The organism is Namhaeicola litoreus, from assembly GCF_042679565.1.
GTDB classification, from domain to species: Bacteria; Bacteroidota; Bacteroidia; order Flavobacteriales; family Flavobacteriaceae; genus Namhaeicola; species Namhaeicola litoreus.
On the sequence record NZ_JBHTMY010000003.1, the window covers coordinates 1045629 to 1061321 of the forward strand.

Annotated in this window: 13 protein-coding genes; 4 read left to right on the forward strand and 9 right to left on the reverse strand. The window is 33.6% G+C overall.

What is annotated here, in order from left to right; all coding sequences use genetic code 11:
• Positions 1-47 precede the first annotated feature (47 nt).
• Positions 48-929, forward strand: coding sequence for a lysophospholipid acyltransferase family protein (locus tag ACFQ39_RS11995; protein ID WP_377179227.1), 882 nt, complete (start codon positions 48-50; stop codon positions 927-929).
• On the opposite strand, the gene ACFQ39_RS12000 is transcribed toward ACFQ39_RS11995, so the two are convergent.
• From ACFQ39_RS12000 to ACFQ39_RS12040, 9 genes are all read right to left on the reverse strand, one after another.
• Positions 919-1449, reverse strand: coding sequence for a DUF1697 domain-containing protein (locus ACFQ39_RS12000; protein ID WP_377179229.1), 531 nt, complete (start codon positions 1447-1449; stop codon positions 919-921). The two genes, ACFQ39_RS11995 and ACFQ39_RS12000, sit on opposite strands and share 11 nt — an antisense overlap.
• Positions 1450-2913 carry an aminotransferase class V-fold PLP-dependent enzyme gene (locus ACFQ39_RS12005; protein ID WP_377180019.1) on the reverse strand — a complete coding sequence of 488 codons (1464 nt, stop codon included), beginning with the start codon at positions 2911-2913 and terminating at the stop codon, positions 1450-1452. It abuts the gene before it with no gap.
• Between the two features lie 31 nt (positions 2914-2944).
• A complete protein-coding gene (gene glmM / locus ACFQ39_RS12010) occupies positions 2945-4336 on the reverse strand; it encodes a phosphoglucosamine mutase (RefSeq protein WP_377179231.1) in 1392 nt (463 codons plus the stop codon).
• 106 nt (positions 4337-4442) lie between these two features.
• Positions 4443-6605 (reverse strand): 30S ribosomal protein S1, encoded by a 2163-nt coding sequence (gene rpsA, locus ACFQ39_RS12015; RefSeq protein ID WP_377179233.1) that lies wholly within the window; start codon positions 6603-6605, stop codon positions 4443-4445.
• Between the two features lie 188 nt (positions 6606-6793).
• Complete coding sequence (locus ACFQ39_RS12020) at positions 6794-7747, reverse strand: AAA family ATPase (RefSeq protein ID WP_377179235.1); 954 nt, start codon at positions 7745-7747, stop codon at positions 6794-6796.
• 9 nt (positions 7748-7756) lie between these two features.
• Entirely contained in the window at positions 7757-9103 is a 1347-nt protein-coding gene (locus ACFQ39_RS12025; protein WP_377179237.1) for a peptidylprolyl isomerase, read from the reverse strand.
• A 7-nt stretch (positions 9104-9110) separates the two neighbouring features.
• Complete coding sequence (locus ACFQ39_RS12030) at positions 9111-9938, reverse strand: hypothetical protein (protein ID WP_377179239.1); 828 nt, start codon at positions 9936-9938, stop codon at positions 9111-9113.
• Positions 9935-11830: a peptidylprolyl isomerase gene (locus ACFQ39_RS12035; protein WP_377179241.1), complete on the reverse strand. Its 1896-nt coding sequence runs from the start codon at positions 11828-11830 to the stop codon at positions 9935-9937. Before ACFQ39_RS12035 ends, ACFQ39_RS12030 begins: the two co-directional genes overlap by 4 nt.
• 84 nt (positions 11831-11914) lie before the next feature.
• Positions 11915-12196, reverse strand: a complete 282-nt coding sequence (locus tag ACFQ39_RS12040; RefSeq protein ID WP_377179243.1) for a DUF493 family protein — start codon at positions 12194-12196, stop codon at positions 11915-11917.
• Positions 12197-12277: 81 nt separating this feature from the next.
• Between ACFQ39_RS12040 and ACFQ39_RS12045 the strand changes: the two genes are divergently transcribed.
• Genes ACFQ39_RS12045 through fmt form a run of 3 tightly spaced genes read left to right on the forward strand, consistent with a single transcriptional unit; the run spans position 12278 to position 15646 of the window.
• Positions 12278-12808: an AAA family ATPase gene (locus ACFQ39_RS12045; RefSeq protein WP_377179245.1), complete on the forward strand. Its 531-nt coding sequence runs from the start codon at positions 12278-12280 to the stop codon at positions 12806-12808.
• A complete protein-coding gene (locus tag ACFQ39_RS12050; RefSeq protein WP_377179247.1) occupies positions 12808-14709 on the forward strand; it encodes a RecQ family ATP-dependent DNA helicase in 1902 nt (633 codons plus the stop codon). Before ACFQ39_RS12045 ends, ACFQ39_RS12050 begins: the two co-directional genes overlap by 1 nt.
• Positions 14702-15646 carry a methionyl-tRNA formyltransferase gene (gene fmt, locus ACFQ39_RS12055; RefSeq protein ID WP_377179249.1) on the forward strand — a complete coding sequence of 315 codons (945 nt, stop codon included), beginning with the start codon at positions 14702-14704 and terminating at the stop codon, positions 15644-15646. Before ACFQ39_RS12050 ends, fmt begins: the two co-directional genes overlap by 8 nt.
• The last annotated feature ends 47 nt before the right edge of the window (positions 15647-15693 follow it).

A 15693-nucleotide genomic window follows, 5' to 3' on the forward strand; every position in this document is an offset into this window, starting at 1 on the left:
TTTATTTTTTCTCAAAGATAAAATTATATACGATATTTGCGTTCAATATGCTTGAATTACTTGTTTACATCCTAGTTTACCCTATTGCGAAATTAATTTCCTTCCTTCCATTTCCTATTCTTTATTTTATTTCTGATCTAATCTATTACCTCATTTATTATGTAATTGGTTACAGAAAAAAATTGGTATTAGAAAATATGCAAAAGGTTTTTCCTGAAAAAAGCCTGGAAGAATTGAAAATATTAAGGAAACAGTTTTACCATCATTTTGTAGATATATTTATGGAAATGATCAAGACTTCATCAATTAGTAAAAAAGAAATTCATGAACGCATGCACTTAACCAATCCTGAATTATTTTCAGGACTTAGTAAAGACCATCCGGGAGTTATTGTGATGACCTCACACCATGCTAATTACGAATGGCTCATTGGATTAAATGTACTTTTAGATAATGACGCTTATGCTGTTTATAAAAAGATCAAGAATAAATATTTGAATAATTTTATCATAAAAAGTAGAGCAAAGTTTAATTGCATTTTAATTACTACAAAAGAAACCCGTGAATTAATGCATAAAAATTATAAACAAGGTAAACATGGTACTTATGCTTTGATCAGTGATCAATCTCCAAAAAAAAGAAGTATCCGTTATTACACGAGTTTTTTTGGACATGAGGTTCCTGTTTATACCAGTGCAGAGCAAATCGCAAAAGAATATAATTATCCTGTCACTTTTTTTGATACAAAAAAAATTGGTCGTGGAAAATATGAAACTACTTATGAGGTCTTGACCTATACCCCGCGAGACTTTAAAGATTATGAAATTACTGATTTGTTTATTAAAAGAGTGGAAAAGCAAATACGAGAGCAGCCTGCCTATTATTTTTGGACTCACGACAGGTTTAAACATGAAAAATTTAGCTACTAGCTAATTTCTGTACCGTATTAAAATTCCTTGTTGTACAGCTCACTTTTAGCTTTTTTTCAATGGATGAACCATTCATTCTTGATTTACCATAGCCGTTTTCATAATAACAGTATAAGATACCCTCTTTATACCTAAATTTTTCTCCTTGAAAATCAAAATTCAAAAATTCATCCAACAAATCTTGGTCTGGTTTTGTTTCCAAAAATGAGAAATAAATCTTTTTATGATCTAATGAAACATCAGAAAACGGATTGGATTTAAAAAATGATTTAAAATTTCCGTTTACATAGGTGAAACAAATAATGTCTAAATTAAATTTATTTTTTATTAAGTTTGTAATACACCCATTCACATCATTTAACTCTCGTCGATCTTCTAAAATCAAATTCCCAGATTGCAAATATGTCTGCACATTTCGAAAGCCCGCCTTAGTCAATTCCGCTCTCAAGTCTTTCATAGGTAAAAGATTATTTCCACCCACGTTTACAGCTCTTAATAAACAAATATACTTTTTCAACATTCACGAAAACCATTTATTAACAAGTTCTTTTTCAGGAGAATGGAATGTTTTATGCACAAATTCATTTGTTGTTGAGTTATAATGATAATCCTTTTGCCAATCTTCAAAATTTTGAGCTAATTTTTCTATACTATCACACAAAAATTCTACTTCTTCATCTGTAGTTGTAGGATGAACCGACATCCTAATCCATCCCGGCTTATCTAACAAACAACCTTGCTCAAGTTGCTCGACCAAATCAGCGGATTTTTGCTGATCAACATGTAACAGGAAATGACCATACGTACCCGCACACGAGCAGCCTCCTCTTGTCTGAATTCCGAATCTGTCATTGAGTAATTTTACACCCAAATTAAAATGTAAACTATTGATATAAAAAGAAATAACACCCAATCGGTCAGCGTGTTGTGGGGCTAACAAAACCAGGTTTTCTGTGTTAGAAAGTCTTTCGAAAATACGGTGAACTATTTCATGTTCTCTTAAAATAATATTATCCACTCCCATTTCCTCCTTTAATTTTATGGCCAAGGCAATACGAATGGTTTGCAAAAACCCCGGAGTTCCACCGTCCTCTCTAGATTCAATATCCGCAATATAAACATGATCCCCCCAGGGGTTTGTCCATAGCACAGTTCCACCTCCCGGATTATCAGGGACTAAATTCTTGTACAATTTTTTATTAAAAATCAATACTCCGGATGTTCCTGGACCACCTAAAAATTTATGTGGTGAAAAAAATATTGCATCCAAGTGAGCTTGCTCATCCTCAGGATGCATGTTTATATCTACATAAGGCGCTGAACAAGCAAAATCTACAAAACAAAAGCCGCCAAACTGATGCATAATTTTAGCAATTTTATGGTAATCGGTTCTAATACCTGTTACATTAGAACAAGCAGTTATTGAGGCAATTTTAATAGCTCTACCCTGATGCTTTTCCAATAATTCATGTAACGACTCATAATCAATGAGGCCTTCTTTATCAAAAGGAATTATTTCTACATTGGCAATCGTTTCTAACCAAGAGGTTTGATTAGAGTGATGTTCCATATGCGAAATAAAAACAATCGGCTTTAATTCTTTAGGGACTTCAGTAAAAGATTTAAAATGTTCGGGAAAACGCAAACCTAAAATTCTCTGAAACTTATTAATCACACCAGTCATACCTGTACCATAAGTGATTAAGACATCCTCATGATTTGCGTTGACATGCTTTTTAATAATTGATCGAGCCTTGTGATAGGCCATTGTCATAGCAGATCCGGTCATCGATGTTTCTGTATGTGTATTCGCAACATAGGGTCCGAAATCATTTAGTATTTTCTCTTCGATTGGCCTATACAATCTACCACTAGCTGTCCAATCAGCATAGATGATCTTTTTTTTTCCATAAGGAGAAATGAAGGTTTCATCTATTCCTACAATATTTTCTCTAAACTTTGTAAAATATTTCTCCAATTGCATTACATCCATCACCTATTTATTTGTTTATAAATTACTTAATACTTGCTATCTCTTTAATTTCTTTAATTATTTTTTTTGCTAAATCATCCGCCTTCTCTTGTGTGCTACTTTCGGTATAGATACGAATAATAGGTTCTGTATTTGATTTTCTGAGATGAACCCACTCATTGTCAAAATCAACTTTCACACCATCAATGGTACTAATTTCTTCTCCCTTGTATTTTTCAGCCATTAAATTTAAAATATGATCAACATTCAAATCAGGTGTCAAAACAATCTTATTTTTACTCATATAATAACTCGGATATGAAGCCCTTAACTCGCTACATTTGATTTTAGCCTTCGCTAAATGAGATAAAAATAGAGCAACACCGACCAAAGCATCTCTGCCATAATGACTTTCAGGATAAATGATTCCGCCATTTCCTTCACCTCCTATGACGGCTTTATTTTTTTTCATTAATGTGACTACATTTACCTCACCGACTGCACTTGCTTCATATTTTCCACCATTTTTTACGGTAATATCTCTCAATGCTCTGCTGGATGATAAATTAGAAACTGTATTCCCAGGTGTATTTTGTAAAACATAATCGCAACAGGCAACCAAAGTATACTCTTCGCCAAACATAGAGCCATCCTCATTTACAATGGCTAGCCGATCAACATCGGGATCAACAACTAAACCGAGATCTGCACCTTCTTCTACTACTTTTTTTGAAATTTCTTCCAAATGTTCAGGCAAGGGTTCTGGATTATGGGGAAATTCTCCGGTAGGATCACAATATAATTTAACACACTCTACCCCTAACCTATCTAAAAGATTTGGTATCGCTATACCACCTGTAGAATTGACTGCATCTACCACGACTTTAAAATTTGCTTTACTGATGGCTTCTGCATCTACCAAAGGTAATTTTATAACTTCATCAATATGAATCTCCAAGTAATCTTTTACTTTTGAATAACTTCCGAGTTCATCCACTTCAACAAAAATATAACTCTCGTTTTCAGCAATTTGCAAAATGGTTTGTCCATCCTTATCTTCTATAAATTCTCCCTTTTCATTGAGTAGCTTTAAGGCATTCCATTGTTTAGGATTATGACTAGCCGTTACTATAATACCCCCATCGGCTTTTTCCAAATCTACCGCAATCTCTACTGTTGGAGTTGTTGAAAGTCCAAGGTCGATCACATCAACTCCCATCCCAACAAGCGTGTTCGAAACAAGACTACTAACCATCTTCCCAGAAATTCTAGCATCTCTTCCAATGACAACTTTAAGTTTCTTATTGTTATTTTTTCCTTTTAGCCAAGTAGCATAAGATGCCGAAAACTTCACTACATCAATTGGTGTGAGGTTTTCACCAATTTTTCCGCCAATGGTTCCTCTAATTCCCGAAATAGATTTAATTAAAGTCATAAATTATGTTTTTACAAATATACCCTTTCGCTTAAAAATTGTCACAAAAAAACCGTTCAATTCGAAAGCTTCGAAAAGAACGGTTCTTTAAAATTATAAAAATGGATTATTTTTTACCTTTTTCCATTTTTTTCTTTAAATCTGCCAATTCAGAAATATCCCCCAAGGTGGTTTTTTCTGCATTTTCCATTTTTTTCATGGTAGATTTAACAGTTCTCTGCTCTTCAGCTTTAAAAGTTGACGTGTGAGAAGCAACGATTCTTCTGTATTCTTTATTGAATTCCAAAATTTTGAAATCAGCTTCTGCACCCTTTGTCAATTTAGAACTATCTTCTTTTTCCATATGGCGAGATGGTACGAAAGCATCAACACCTTCTTCAAAAGAAACAATACTTCCTTTATCAGTTACCTCTTTAATTGTTCCTTTATGAACAGAGTCGATACTATATTTTTCTTCGTATTGATCCCAAGGATTTTCTGTTGTTTGTTTGTGCCCTAAATTCAATTTACGACCTTCAACATCCAATTCTAGAACTTCTACATCCAATTTATCTCCAATGTTGACAAATTCAGATGGGTGCTTGATTTTCTTTGTCCATGAAAGATCAGAAATATAAACTAATCCATCAATCCCTTCTTCTAATTCAACAAACACACCAAAATTAGTGTAATTTCTTACTGTTCCAGTATGTTTAGATCCAACAGGGTATTTCTTATCAATATCAGTCCATGGATCTGGGTGAAGTTGCTTCATACCCAAAGACATTTTTCTTTCTTCACGGTCTAAAGTTAAAATCACAGCTTCTACTTCATCACCAACATTTACAAAATCTTGTGCAGACCTCAAATGTGTAGACCAAGACATTTCTGAAACGTGGATTAAACCTTCAACACCTGGGCTAACTTCTATAAATGCCCCGTAATCAGCGATAATTGTTACTTTACCTTTAACTTTATCACCAACACTTAGATTTTCATCTAAGGCATCCCATGGATGTTTATGTAATTGTTTTAAACCTAATTGGATTCTGGATTTATCATCATCAAAATCAAGAATAACCACATTTAATTTTTGGTCTAATTCAACAACTTCATTTGGATGATTAATTCTGCTCCAAGAAAGGTCAGTAATGTGAACTAATCCATCAACACCACCTAAATCAACAAACACACCGTAAGAAGTAATGTTTTTAACAACACCTTCTAATACTTGTCCTTTTTCTAATTGACCGATGATTTCTTTTTTCTGTTCAGCTAAATCAGATTCGATTAGCGCTTTGTGTGAAACTACTACGTTTTTAAATTCATGGTTGATTTTTACAACTTTGAATTCCATGTTTTTCTCAACGTACTGATCGTAATCTCTGATCGGCTTCACATCGATTTGAGAACCAGGTAAGAATGCCTCGATGCCAAAAACATCTACAATCATACCTCCTTTTGTTCTACATTTTACAAAACCGGTAACAATTTCTTGCGTTTCATGAGCTTTAATTACTCTTTCCCAAGCTTTGATTACTCTAGCTTTTCTGTGAGATAATACCAATTGACCAGTGCTGTCTTCTAACTTATCAACTTTTACCTCTACTTTATCTCCAACTTTAAGATCCGGATTGTAACGGAACTCATTTAATGAAATTACGCCTTCAGATTTTGAATTGATGTCGATAATAGCCTCTCTATCAGTCATTCTTACAACAACTCCTTCTATCACCTGACGCTCTTCAACAAAACCTACTGTTCCGTCTAAAGCATCTTCGAAAGCTTTGTATTTTTCTTCATCAATCGTTTCAATACCTTGTTGGTATTTATTCCAATCAAAATTTTCTAAGAATTCTTGTGGGTCTTGTACAGTTATTTCTTCTCCGTCTTCTAGGATCTTTTTTAAACTTACATCTTCACCATCGTCTTCGGTATCTTCATCCTCATCAACTTTGTAAAAATCTTCCAATCCCATTTCGATAATCAACAAATAATAAAATATCGCACGATATTTCGTTTTGTTTTCAGTACCCATTTGCTCACAAACTTTAGTGATGGCTGTATCTAATTCTTCACCATCTTCTAAACCTAATTTCTTAATCAAGAAATTCTGTTTTACAGTTGTTAATTCAGATTCTTGTGAGCAAGAAACTAACTCTGCATCTTCTTTGTAAATAGAAGGACCTAGCCCTCTAACTACTTGTTCAAATAATTTTGAATCAACTTCTATCCCTAACTTTTCAGCTTCTTGGGTGTAGAGTTCTAATTTTTCATCTAATTTAGACATGAAATAATCTTTGTATCTTGTTGTTTATCAGATTTTAAAGCAACTCATCAACAAGAGATATTAAACTTATAAACATTTTCAATCCTTTTAAAACCTGATGTTGCTCAAAAGGGCTGCAAATATACAAAGTATTATTCAATAATTCAACGCCTTTTTAAGACCTTAAAATCAAATTGTTCAATCTTGTCTTAGAATAATGCCTGAATAAGGTCTTTTTCATTAATTCCCTCAGCCTCTGCTTTGTAGTTTTTAACAATTCTATGATGAAGAATTCCGGGAGCCACTGCCTGCACATCTTTTATATCAGGAGAATACTTTCCCTGAATAGCCGCATAAGCTTTTGCACCCAAAACTAAATTTTGTGAAGCTCTTGGACCGGCTCCCCAATCTAAAAAGTTTTTTACCATTTCCGGTGCATGCATTGATGTGGGTCTTGTTTTCGAAACCAATTTAACAGCATATTCTACGACATTGTCATTCATTGGAATCCTTCGCACTAAATGCTGATATTCCAAAATTTCTGCTGCATTAAACACGGGATTTATAACAACCTTTTTATCTGTTGTTGTTGTCCTCGCAATTTCAATTTCCTCTTGATATGTGGGATAATCGAGATAGATTGAAAACATAAATCTATCTAACTGAGCCTCTGGTAAAGGATAGGTTCCTTCTTGCTCAATCGGGTTTTGCGTAGCCAAAACAAAAAAAGGTAAATCTAATTTATAATTATGGCCCGCTACTGTAACCGCTCTTTCTTGCATGGCCTCCAGCAAAGCAGCCTGCGTTTTAGGAGGTGTTCTATTGATCTCATCCGCTAAAATAATATTTGAGAAAATAGGACCTTTGATAAATTTGAAATGTCTGTCTTCATCCAATATTTCACTACCTAATATATCCGAAGGCATTAAATCCGGTGTAAACTGAATTCGTTTAAATTGTAGACCAAGTGCCGTTGAAACCGTATTGACCAATAATGTTTTTGCCAACCCGGGAACACCAATTAATAATGAGTGCCCACCGCATAGAACTGAGAGCAAAACTTCATTTACTGCCTGCTTTTGACCAACAATTATTTTACCAATTTCGCTGACAAGTGCTTCATGACTTACAACAAGTTTTTTTATCAAGGCTACATCAGACATGGGTGATATTTATAATTTTCTCCAATTGCCCTCAAAAGTGCAACCTTCGTATTTATCGTTTATTTTGATATAGGTATCAACTATTTTTTCTGTCGCCCATTTATCAACTGCCTCTGCCTTTTTCTTTTGAAGTGCCAAATCTTTTATCTTTACATAATCTCTAGATAAATCTGCTACATGAGATTCTGTTTTACTTTTAAGCACCAAAAATTTATACATTTTTTGTTGTTGTTGAGTTTCGTCGTAAAATACTTCAGAAAACTCTCCAGGCTTCAGATTAGATACACGAGCATACAACTCAGGATCCATTCTCGTCAATTCAAAATGAGTATCGCTAGACATTGGATTAATCAAAAAACCTTTGTTTAACTTTGTATCTTTATCGTCCGTATATTTTAATACAGCCTCTTCAAAGGTGATTTTTTGCTTGAGTATGTCTTCTCTAATTTTAGTTAAACTGTCCTTTGCCTGATCTAATTCCTTTTGATCTATTTCGGGTTGCAGAAGTAAATGTCGAACATCCCTTTCTTTTCCTTTTACCTTTTCTACGATTAAAATGTGATACCCAAAATCAGATTTAAAAGGTTCTGAAATTTCTCCTTCATCCAAACTAAAGGCAGCTTCTTTAAATTCTTTTACAAACGGACTTTGTCTGGTAATGGTATATAATCCACTATTTTGGCTCACGCCTGGATCATCTGAATACAAGATCGCTTTCATGCTGAAACTCTCACCATTAATTACTTGATCACGAATTTCATTTAAGCGGGCCAAAATCCTTGCTTCTTCCTCAGGCGAGGGGTTTACATTGATAACAATTTGTGCCAATTCTATATCTGCGCCAAATTCTGGCAAGTTTCCGGATTCTTCCAAACTTTTGTAATATCTCTTTACTTCTTCGGGAGTTATGTCGATCTCAGAGGTGAGCTTTTGCTGCATTTTATTGATATACATTGCTTCTCTTTCTACATCTGCCAATTCCGCATTAAGATCTTTCATTGAGTCGAAACCATAATACTCTAGCATTTTTTCAGGAGAACCAAGTTGTTGACTAAAATAACTCACTTTTCTTTGCACATTAGCACTTATTTCAGCCTCAGACACCACAATACTATCTATCACAGCATGATGAGCTAATAATTTTCTATTCATTATTTGCTCCAACATTTCACAATCCGATATATCTGATTTCCCATCACTTTGTTGCAACAATTCTAGTTTAAAGGCCTCTACTTCTGAATCTAGCACAATATTCTTTCCTATAACAGTTGCAACTCCGTCAATTTTCACCTTCTCTTGAGCTGATAAAATACCAATCATAAACCCAAAAGCAACCGATACATATGTTAACTTCATTCTCATTTTAATATGCTTCAAATTTTTTATTTTTAACTGCCTCAGACAGCAGTGATTTTTCAATATCTTTAAAAAGATCTAACTTTCTCTTATGTAAAATCATTTTTTTAACCATAGGCTCTACATAACTCTTTGGCGCTGTTTCATTTACATAAAGCACATCTTTAAAAGCCACCAAATATACTCCTAATGAATCTTCTTTTTTGAGAAATTTCTCTTTTTTTACTTTGTCTTCTTCTAATAAAAAGGGTAATTTGTTTGTTACCGATTTATAACTCACCCAAATTGAATCGTTCAAATTAAATGATTTCAACTCGAGCTTTCTATCATTTAATTCTTCCAAATCTTGTTTGTCATCACTTTTAAACAATTTTTCAAACTCATCCGCATTTTTTAGTTTCTTATCAAACAAGATAAATTTCACCCTAACCAAGTCTTCACTCAACCTATAAATATCCTTATTGGCGAGATAAAAAGTTTCGATATCAGACTCAGTTACAACCGTGTCTAAAAGCTTGTTCAATAGCGCTTCCTTATATCTTTCTATCAGTAATTCCTTTTTATAGTTTTCAACAAGTTTATCTATATCCTCCTGCTCATCCCCAACATTCAATTTTGCCTTTTCCAACAACAATTCATTGGTTGCCCAATTATTGATGATACTAGATCTTAGCTGAATGCTGTCATCATAAGTATAATTTGAAGGCAAATATGCTTGAAAATCTTGCTTACTTAAGTATTGATTATTTAAGCGAGCAACTGCGTTTTCAGCCGGTAATTCTTTTTTACAACTGACGAACAAAATGGTTATCAATATAAAAATCGCTATCCTCATTGATTCATTTCTAATGTTTTCTTCATTTGTTTCACTACTTTCTTATTCCATTTTATTTCGTGCGTCTCTTTCAGAGAGGCGATCCATTCCCTTTCCAAATTATTTTGAAAATCGTTGACTACCTGACCACGGCATTCCTCCAATTTCTTTTGTCTTGGCGGCTTTATTTCAAGAACATCAATCACGGTGTAATGATTTTTATCCTCTTCATATACTTCGGAAACTCCAACTTTTAAATCAAATGCATCCGGTAATTTAGTACTTGGAATCTCAATTAAACTTTCATTGAACAAAACATGAATGGTGGCTCCTTCATTTACTTCTTCCTTAATTTCTTCCATTGACATTTTTTCTTGTAACAACTTGCGCACTTGTTCTGCGTAAAATTTCTCATTGCAATTTGCAATAATACAATGTGCAGTTTGTTTCCAAAAATAATTTTCTGCGTTTTTATTAAAATAGCTTTGAAGCGCTATTGAATCTAACTCCGCAGCTTTCCATATTTTATTCTCCAATAATTCAAATAATAATAAGCCGTCTTTGTATTCTTGCAGCGTATTTGCTACTTCCTCATTATTAGCCTCTAAATGATCTCTATAATATTGAATGATCATTTCATTACCAAACTGATTAAACTGATCATGCAAAGGCAAATTTTTTAAATCTTTTGAAAAATCTATAAAATCTCCAAAAGTGTGTGTTTCATTTTCAATTGTCAAAACAATTTCATCTCTATTTATAATGTTTCCCTTTGACAAATTTAAAATTTCTCGATCAGTAACCGATTTAACCACAAGATTCTTAGCAATTCTTTCGGCAAATTCTTTTTTGACAATTTCTGTCCTATTTCCTCTTTGAAGTTGCATTACAATTCCATTCCTAGCTTCCGGATATGTTGGAATTGGGTACTTCTGCAATAATTTAAAAATATGCCAACCATAACTAGTTTGAAATGGTTCTGTTACATCGCCAATATTTTCTAGAGAAAAGGCTTCATCCTCCATACCCTTTATCATTCTTCCTGTGCCAAACCTCGGTAATTTACCTTCATTTGAAGCACTAACTTCATCATCGGAATACTTTTTAGCAAGAAAAGAAAAATCCTCTCCCTGTTCTATTTTTTGAAAAATTTCCTGAATTTGATTTTGAGCATAAATAGTATCACCTTCTTTGTTCTTGATAAAAATATGGCCTACTTCTATTTCGCCTTTGGCAGGCCTCTTGTCGTTTACTTGTAAAATATGATATCCAAAATTGGTGCGAAATGGCATACTTACTTCTCCTATCGCTGTCTCATAAGCTTTATCTTCGAAGGGGTAAACCATGTCAAAAGCAGAAAAATAAGAAAGGTTACCTCCATTTTGAACAACGGATGGATCTTCTGAAAATTCTTTTGCAACCAATTCAAACGGGTCACCAAGTAAGATTCTTTCTCTTGCCTCCATAATTTTTTGGTAAGCCTTAAGCGTGTCGGCCGGACTGGCACTTGGTTCACATTTTATAAGAATATGACTTGCATTTACTTCAAACAACATTCTATCATACGTAGATTTGATCAAATTTTCGTCAATTTCTTCATCTTTGATATAAGAATCGAGCAACTGTTCTCGATATTTATTATAATCATTCTTGAAATTTTCATTCTGATCGAGATTTGACTCGTAAGCTGAAATAAGTTTTAATTTAAACTCCAAAAATAAGTTGAGGTATTGATCAATATCTTGATCTTCAGAAGCAATAACTGCCTCCTTATTTTTGTTATAAACTTTGTAAAATTCTTGGGTATAAATAGGTTTATCGTCTATCCAAAGAAGAATATCCCCTTTTTGTTGGCCCAAAGCCCGAGCTCCAAAAAAACAGATTAAACCAATCAGAATATATCTGAACTTCATTGAATTATAAATATTTTCAAAAACAAAATTGTGGAAATCTAAGGGCAAAAGTATTTGATTTTTTCCGAATGCCTGTTAAAAATATCACAAAGAAATAACACCTTCAATCTTGCCGACCTCCTTATATTTATCGATAATTTCATCAGGTGTAGCCATATTCACAAAGATCGATAGACTAGTGTATTTTCCATTTGACGAAGGTTTGCTATTGATCACAGCACCCATATTATTGAAAATATTTTCGATTTCTTTTAATTTTTTCTCAGAAGTAGGTATAATAAACTTATAGAGATATTGGGTTGGAAAACTTGTAGTTTCCAGTAAACTTTGCTTTAGTTTGTCGTAAAAATCAGATTCTTTACTCATTGAATACACCTTTAGAAAAGATCAGACAAATTTACAATTAATATTTTTTACTTTTGAAGTGGTTTAAAAGATAACACTAAGATGCCTCGTAAAATCGTATTAACCGGTGGTCCTGGAACTGGAAAATCTACTATAATCGATGAATTATCAAAAAGAAATTTTAGGTGCATGCCTGAAATTTCAAGACAAGTTACACTCAAAGCCCAGTCTGAAGGAATAAATCAACTATTCTTGGCTGATCCGATTCGCTTTAGTGAGTTATTATTGAAGGGAAGATTGGAACAATTTCAAGTGGCAGAAGATTTATTGGATAACCCTATTTTTTTTGACCGAGGTCTACCTGATATCAGTGCCTATCTCGACTTTTTAGGGATAGATTATCCAGAGCCAATAACGAATACCATCGAGGCACATCCTTACGAATTAGTTTTTATTCTTCCTCCCTGGAAAGATATTTATACAGATGATAACGAGCGATACGAAAATTACAGTCAAGCCGAAAAAATTCATCATTTTTTATTTGAGACTTACAGCAAATTAGGTTACGACTTAGTAGAGGTGCCAAAAGATACAGTGATTAGCCGAGTAGATTTTATTTTGAAAAACATTTAATGCAACAAAGCCCCGAATTTGTTTTACAGACGATCTGGAAGCACGAGGAATTCAGAACTCCTCAAAGGGAAATTATTGAAAGCGTTTTACAGAAAAACGATGTTATCGCCTTGTTGCCAACAGGTGCGGGTAAATCTATTTGCTATCAGATACCCGCTGTGATTTCTGAAGGTATTTGCTTGGTCATATCTCCGCTCATTGCCTTAATGAACGACCAAATCAATGGGCTTGAAAAGAAAGGTATTAAAGCTATGGTTTTAAGTGCACAAATGTCTTTCAAAGATACCATTCGCGCTTTTGATAATTTGAAATTTGGAAATTATAAGTTGCTATACCTCTCTCCGGAAAAACTTCAATCAGACATAATTCAAGAAAAACTAAAAGAACTCCATTTAACCTTTATCGCAATTGATGAAGCGCATTGTATTTCTGAATGGGGACATGACTTTAGACCTTCTTATTTACGATTGTTTTTTTTAAAAGAAACTTTCCCATCAACTTCTATCATTGCTTTAACAGCTACTGCTACAAAAAGAGTAATTGCAGACATAGAAAGTCATCTCAAACTGAAAAAACCAGTTGTTTTTAAGGAATCACATTTTCGTAGGAACCTTTCTCTCAATGTGGTAAAAACAGAAGATATTAAGACAGCACTGATCCATATTCTAAAAAAGTATAACGAACCCTCAATTGTCTATGTTTCATCACGAAAAAAAACGGTTGATCTATCCAATTTTTTAAATCATCAAAAAATAAGTGCATCTTATTTTCATGGTGGCATGACACAAGAAGAAAAGAAAATGGCATATGAGACCTGGATACATGAAAAAGCGCTTGTCATGGTTGCGACAAATGCCTTTGGTATGGGAATAGACAAGTCCAATGTAAGGGTAGTAATACATGTCGATATTCCGGCCAGCATAGAAAACTATCTTCAAGAAAGCGGCAGAGCTGGTAGAGATAGTAAAAGCGCCTATGCTTTTTTGCTGTATAATAATTCGAGTATCCAAACTTTTAAACAAATTCTTCAAAATGGATTCATCACAAAAGAAGACTGTAAAAAAGTTTATAAAAATCTCATGTCAAATTATCAAATCGCCAATGGAGAAAACCCTGAAAATGTTTATGATTTTAACTTACAGGAATTTTGCAACACCTACAACCTGCCAATTTTAAATACATTTAATGTACTCACCTTTTTTGAAAACGCGGGAATCTTATCTATTCAGAATACTGGTGAATCCAGATCTAGAATTAAAATAACTTCTAATAATGATGGATTATTCAGACATTACGAACAAAATCCATCATCAAAGGAATTGATTCAAAATCTCTGTAGAAATTATGGTGGTATTTTCGATTTATATGTAGCTGTTGATGAATACGAACTTTCCAAAAAAACACAAATTTCAAGAGGGAAACTAATCAATCTTCTTGAGCAATTAAATCAGCTCGGTATTATCAGCTATTTTAAAAGAAAACAAGCTACAAAAATTAATTTTTTAGTTCCTCGTGAAGATTTATTCGTCATAAATTCTATTCAGCCCTACCTCAAAAGAATATCAGATAGAAAAATTGAAAAGGCCAAAAATATGGTTAATTTCATAGAACAAAACTCCCTTTGCAGAAATTTGTTCTTACAAAATTATCTCGGAGAAACATCCTTGACACAGGTATGCGGGAATTGTGATATTTGCAAACAAGCCATATATTCAAAAGACACAGATCTTATTCAAATCATTGTAGAGTTTTTAAAACAAAATTCAAATATTACGAGCTCTGAGTTGATCAATGGTATAGAAAAACCAAGAGAAGATGTGCTAAAAACCTTAAGATATTTACTTGAAAATAGACGAATAGAGTTAAATTCGCACAACAAAATAAAGTTGAGAAATGAATGACCTGAGAATTGTTTTTATGGGTACTCCTGCCTTTGCTGTGGCTAGTTTAGAGGCTCTGCTGCGTGCAAAAATGAACGTTGTTGCTGTAGTTACAGCTCCAGACAAACCAGCTGGAAGAGGAAGAAATTTAAAACAATCAGCCGTTAAAGAATACGCACTTAAAAGGAACTTACCTGTATTACAGCCCAACAATTTGAAGGCCGATCATTTTGTCCAAGAATTAATCAATTTAAAGGTAAATCTTCAAATTGTTGTCGCTTTTCGGATGTTACCTAAAGTAGTCTGGTCTTTACCTAACTATGGAACTTTTAATCTCCACGCCTCACTCCTGCCTCATTATCGCGGAGCTGCTCCTATCAATTGGGCCATAATTAATGGAGAGAAAAAGACGGGGGTAACTACATTTTTTCTCAATGAAAATATAGATGAGGGAGCGATTATTTTACAACAAGAAGTTGACATAGATAAAAATGAAACAGCTGGTGACTTGCATGATAAATTGATGTTGACAGGTAGCAAATTAGTCATCGAAACAGTTCAACTGATCGCTTCTGAAAAAGTTTTCCCAAAAAAACAGTCAAACGAATCTTTTAAACTTGCGCCTAAATTAACTTCAGAGAATTGTAGAATCGATTGGTCACAGGATGTGTACAATGTCTTTAACCAGGTGAGAGGACTTTCCCCATATCCATTAGCACATACCTTGTTAGTCAATGGCGATGAACAAATAAAAACATTGATTTCTTCATGTACCCCATTTGAATTAGAGCACATCCAAAATTTTGGAAGCATTTTAATAAAACAAAAGGAGATCCAAGTCTTTTGTAAGAATGGATTTATTAAAATTGACCAACTTAAACTGGCTGGAAAAAAGCTTATGGATGCCAAAAGTTTGTTAAATGGATATACGATTTTAGACGGAGCCCATTTCGAATGATTATTCCTTTTAAGCCCTTTATTTATCTAGGTTTTATGCTTTTGCGT

What these genes read in the sequence shown, in the direction of transcription:
- rpsA (WP_377179233.1), bottom strand. Translation starts at nt 6,605, where the DNA reads ATGTCTAAATTAGATGAAAAATTAGAACTCTACACCCAAGAAGCTGAA.
- ACFQ39_RS12030 (WP_377179239.1), bottom strand. Translation starts at nt 9,938, where the DNA reads ATGAGGATAGCGATTTTTATATTGATAACCATTTTGTTCGTCAGTTGT.
- ACFQ39_RS12035 (WP_377179241.1), bottom strand. Translation starts at nt 11,830, where the DNA reads ATGAAGTTCAGATATATTCTGATTGGTTTAATCTGTTTTTTTGGAGCT.
- ACFQ39_RS12005 (WP_377180019.1), bottom strand. Translation starts at nt 2,913, where the DNA reads ATGCAATTGGAGAAATATTTTACAAAGTTTAGAGAAAATATTGTAGGA.
- ACFQ39_RS12050 (WP_377179247.1), top strand. Translation starts at nt 12,808, where the DNA reads ATGCAACAAAGCCCCGAATTTGTTTTACAGACGATCTGGAAGCACGAG.
- ACFQ39_RS12025 (WP_377179237.1), bottom strand. Translation starts at nt 9,103, where the DNA reads ATGAAGTTAACATATGTATCGGTTGCTTTTGGGTTTATGATTGGTATT.
- fmt (WP_377179249.1), top strand. Translation starts at nt 14,702, where the DNA reads ATGAATGACCTGAGAATTGTTTTTATGGGTACTCCTGCCTTTGCTGTG.
- ACFQ39_RS12040 (WP_377179243.1), bottom strand. Translation starts at nt 12,196, where the DNA reads ATGAGTAAAGAATCTGATTTTTACGACAAACTAAAGCAAAGTTTACTG.
- ACFQ39_RS12020 (WP_377179235.1), bottom strand. Translation starts at nt 7,747, where the DNA reads ATGTCTGATGTAGCCTTGATAAAAAAACTTGTTGTAAGTCATGAAGCA.
- ACFQ39_RS12045 (WP_377179245.1), top strand. Translation starts at nt 12,278, where the DNA reads ATGCCTCGTAAAATCGTATTAACCGGTGGTCCTGGAACTGGAAAATCT.
- glmM (WP_377179231.1), bottom strand. Translation starts at nt 4,336, where the DNA reads ATGACTTTAATTAAATCTATTTCGGGAATTAGAGGAACCATTGGCGGA.
- ACFQ39_RS11995 (WP_377179227.1), top strand. Translation starts at nt 48, where the DNA reads ATGCTTGAATTACTTGTTTACATCCTAGTTTACCCTATTGCGAAATTA.
- ACFQ39_RS12000 (WP_377179229.1), bottom strand. Translation starts at nt 1,449, where the DNA reads ATGTTGAAAAAGTATATTTGTTTATTAAGAGCTGTAAACGTGGGTGGA.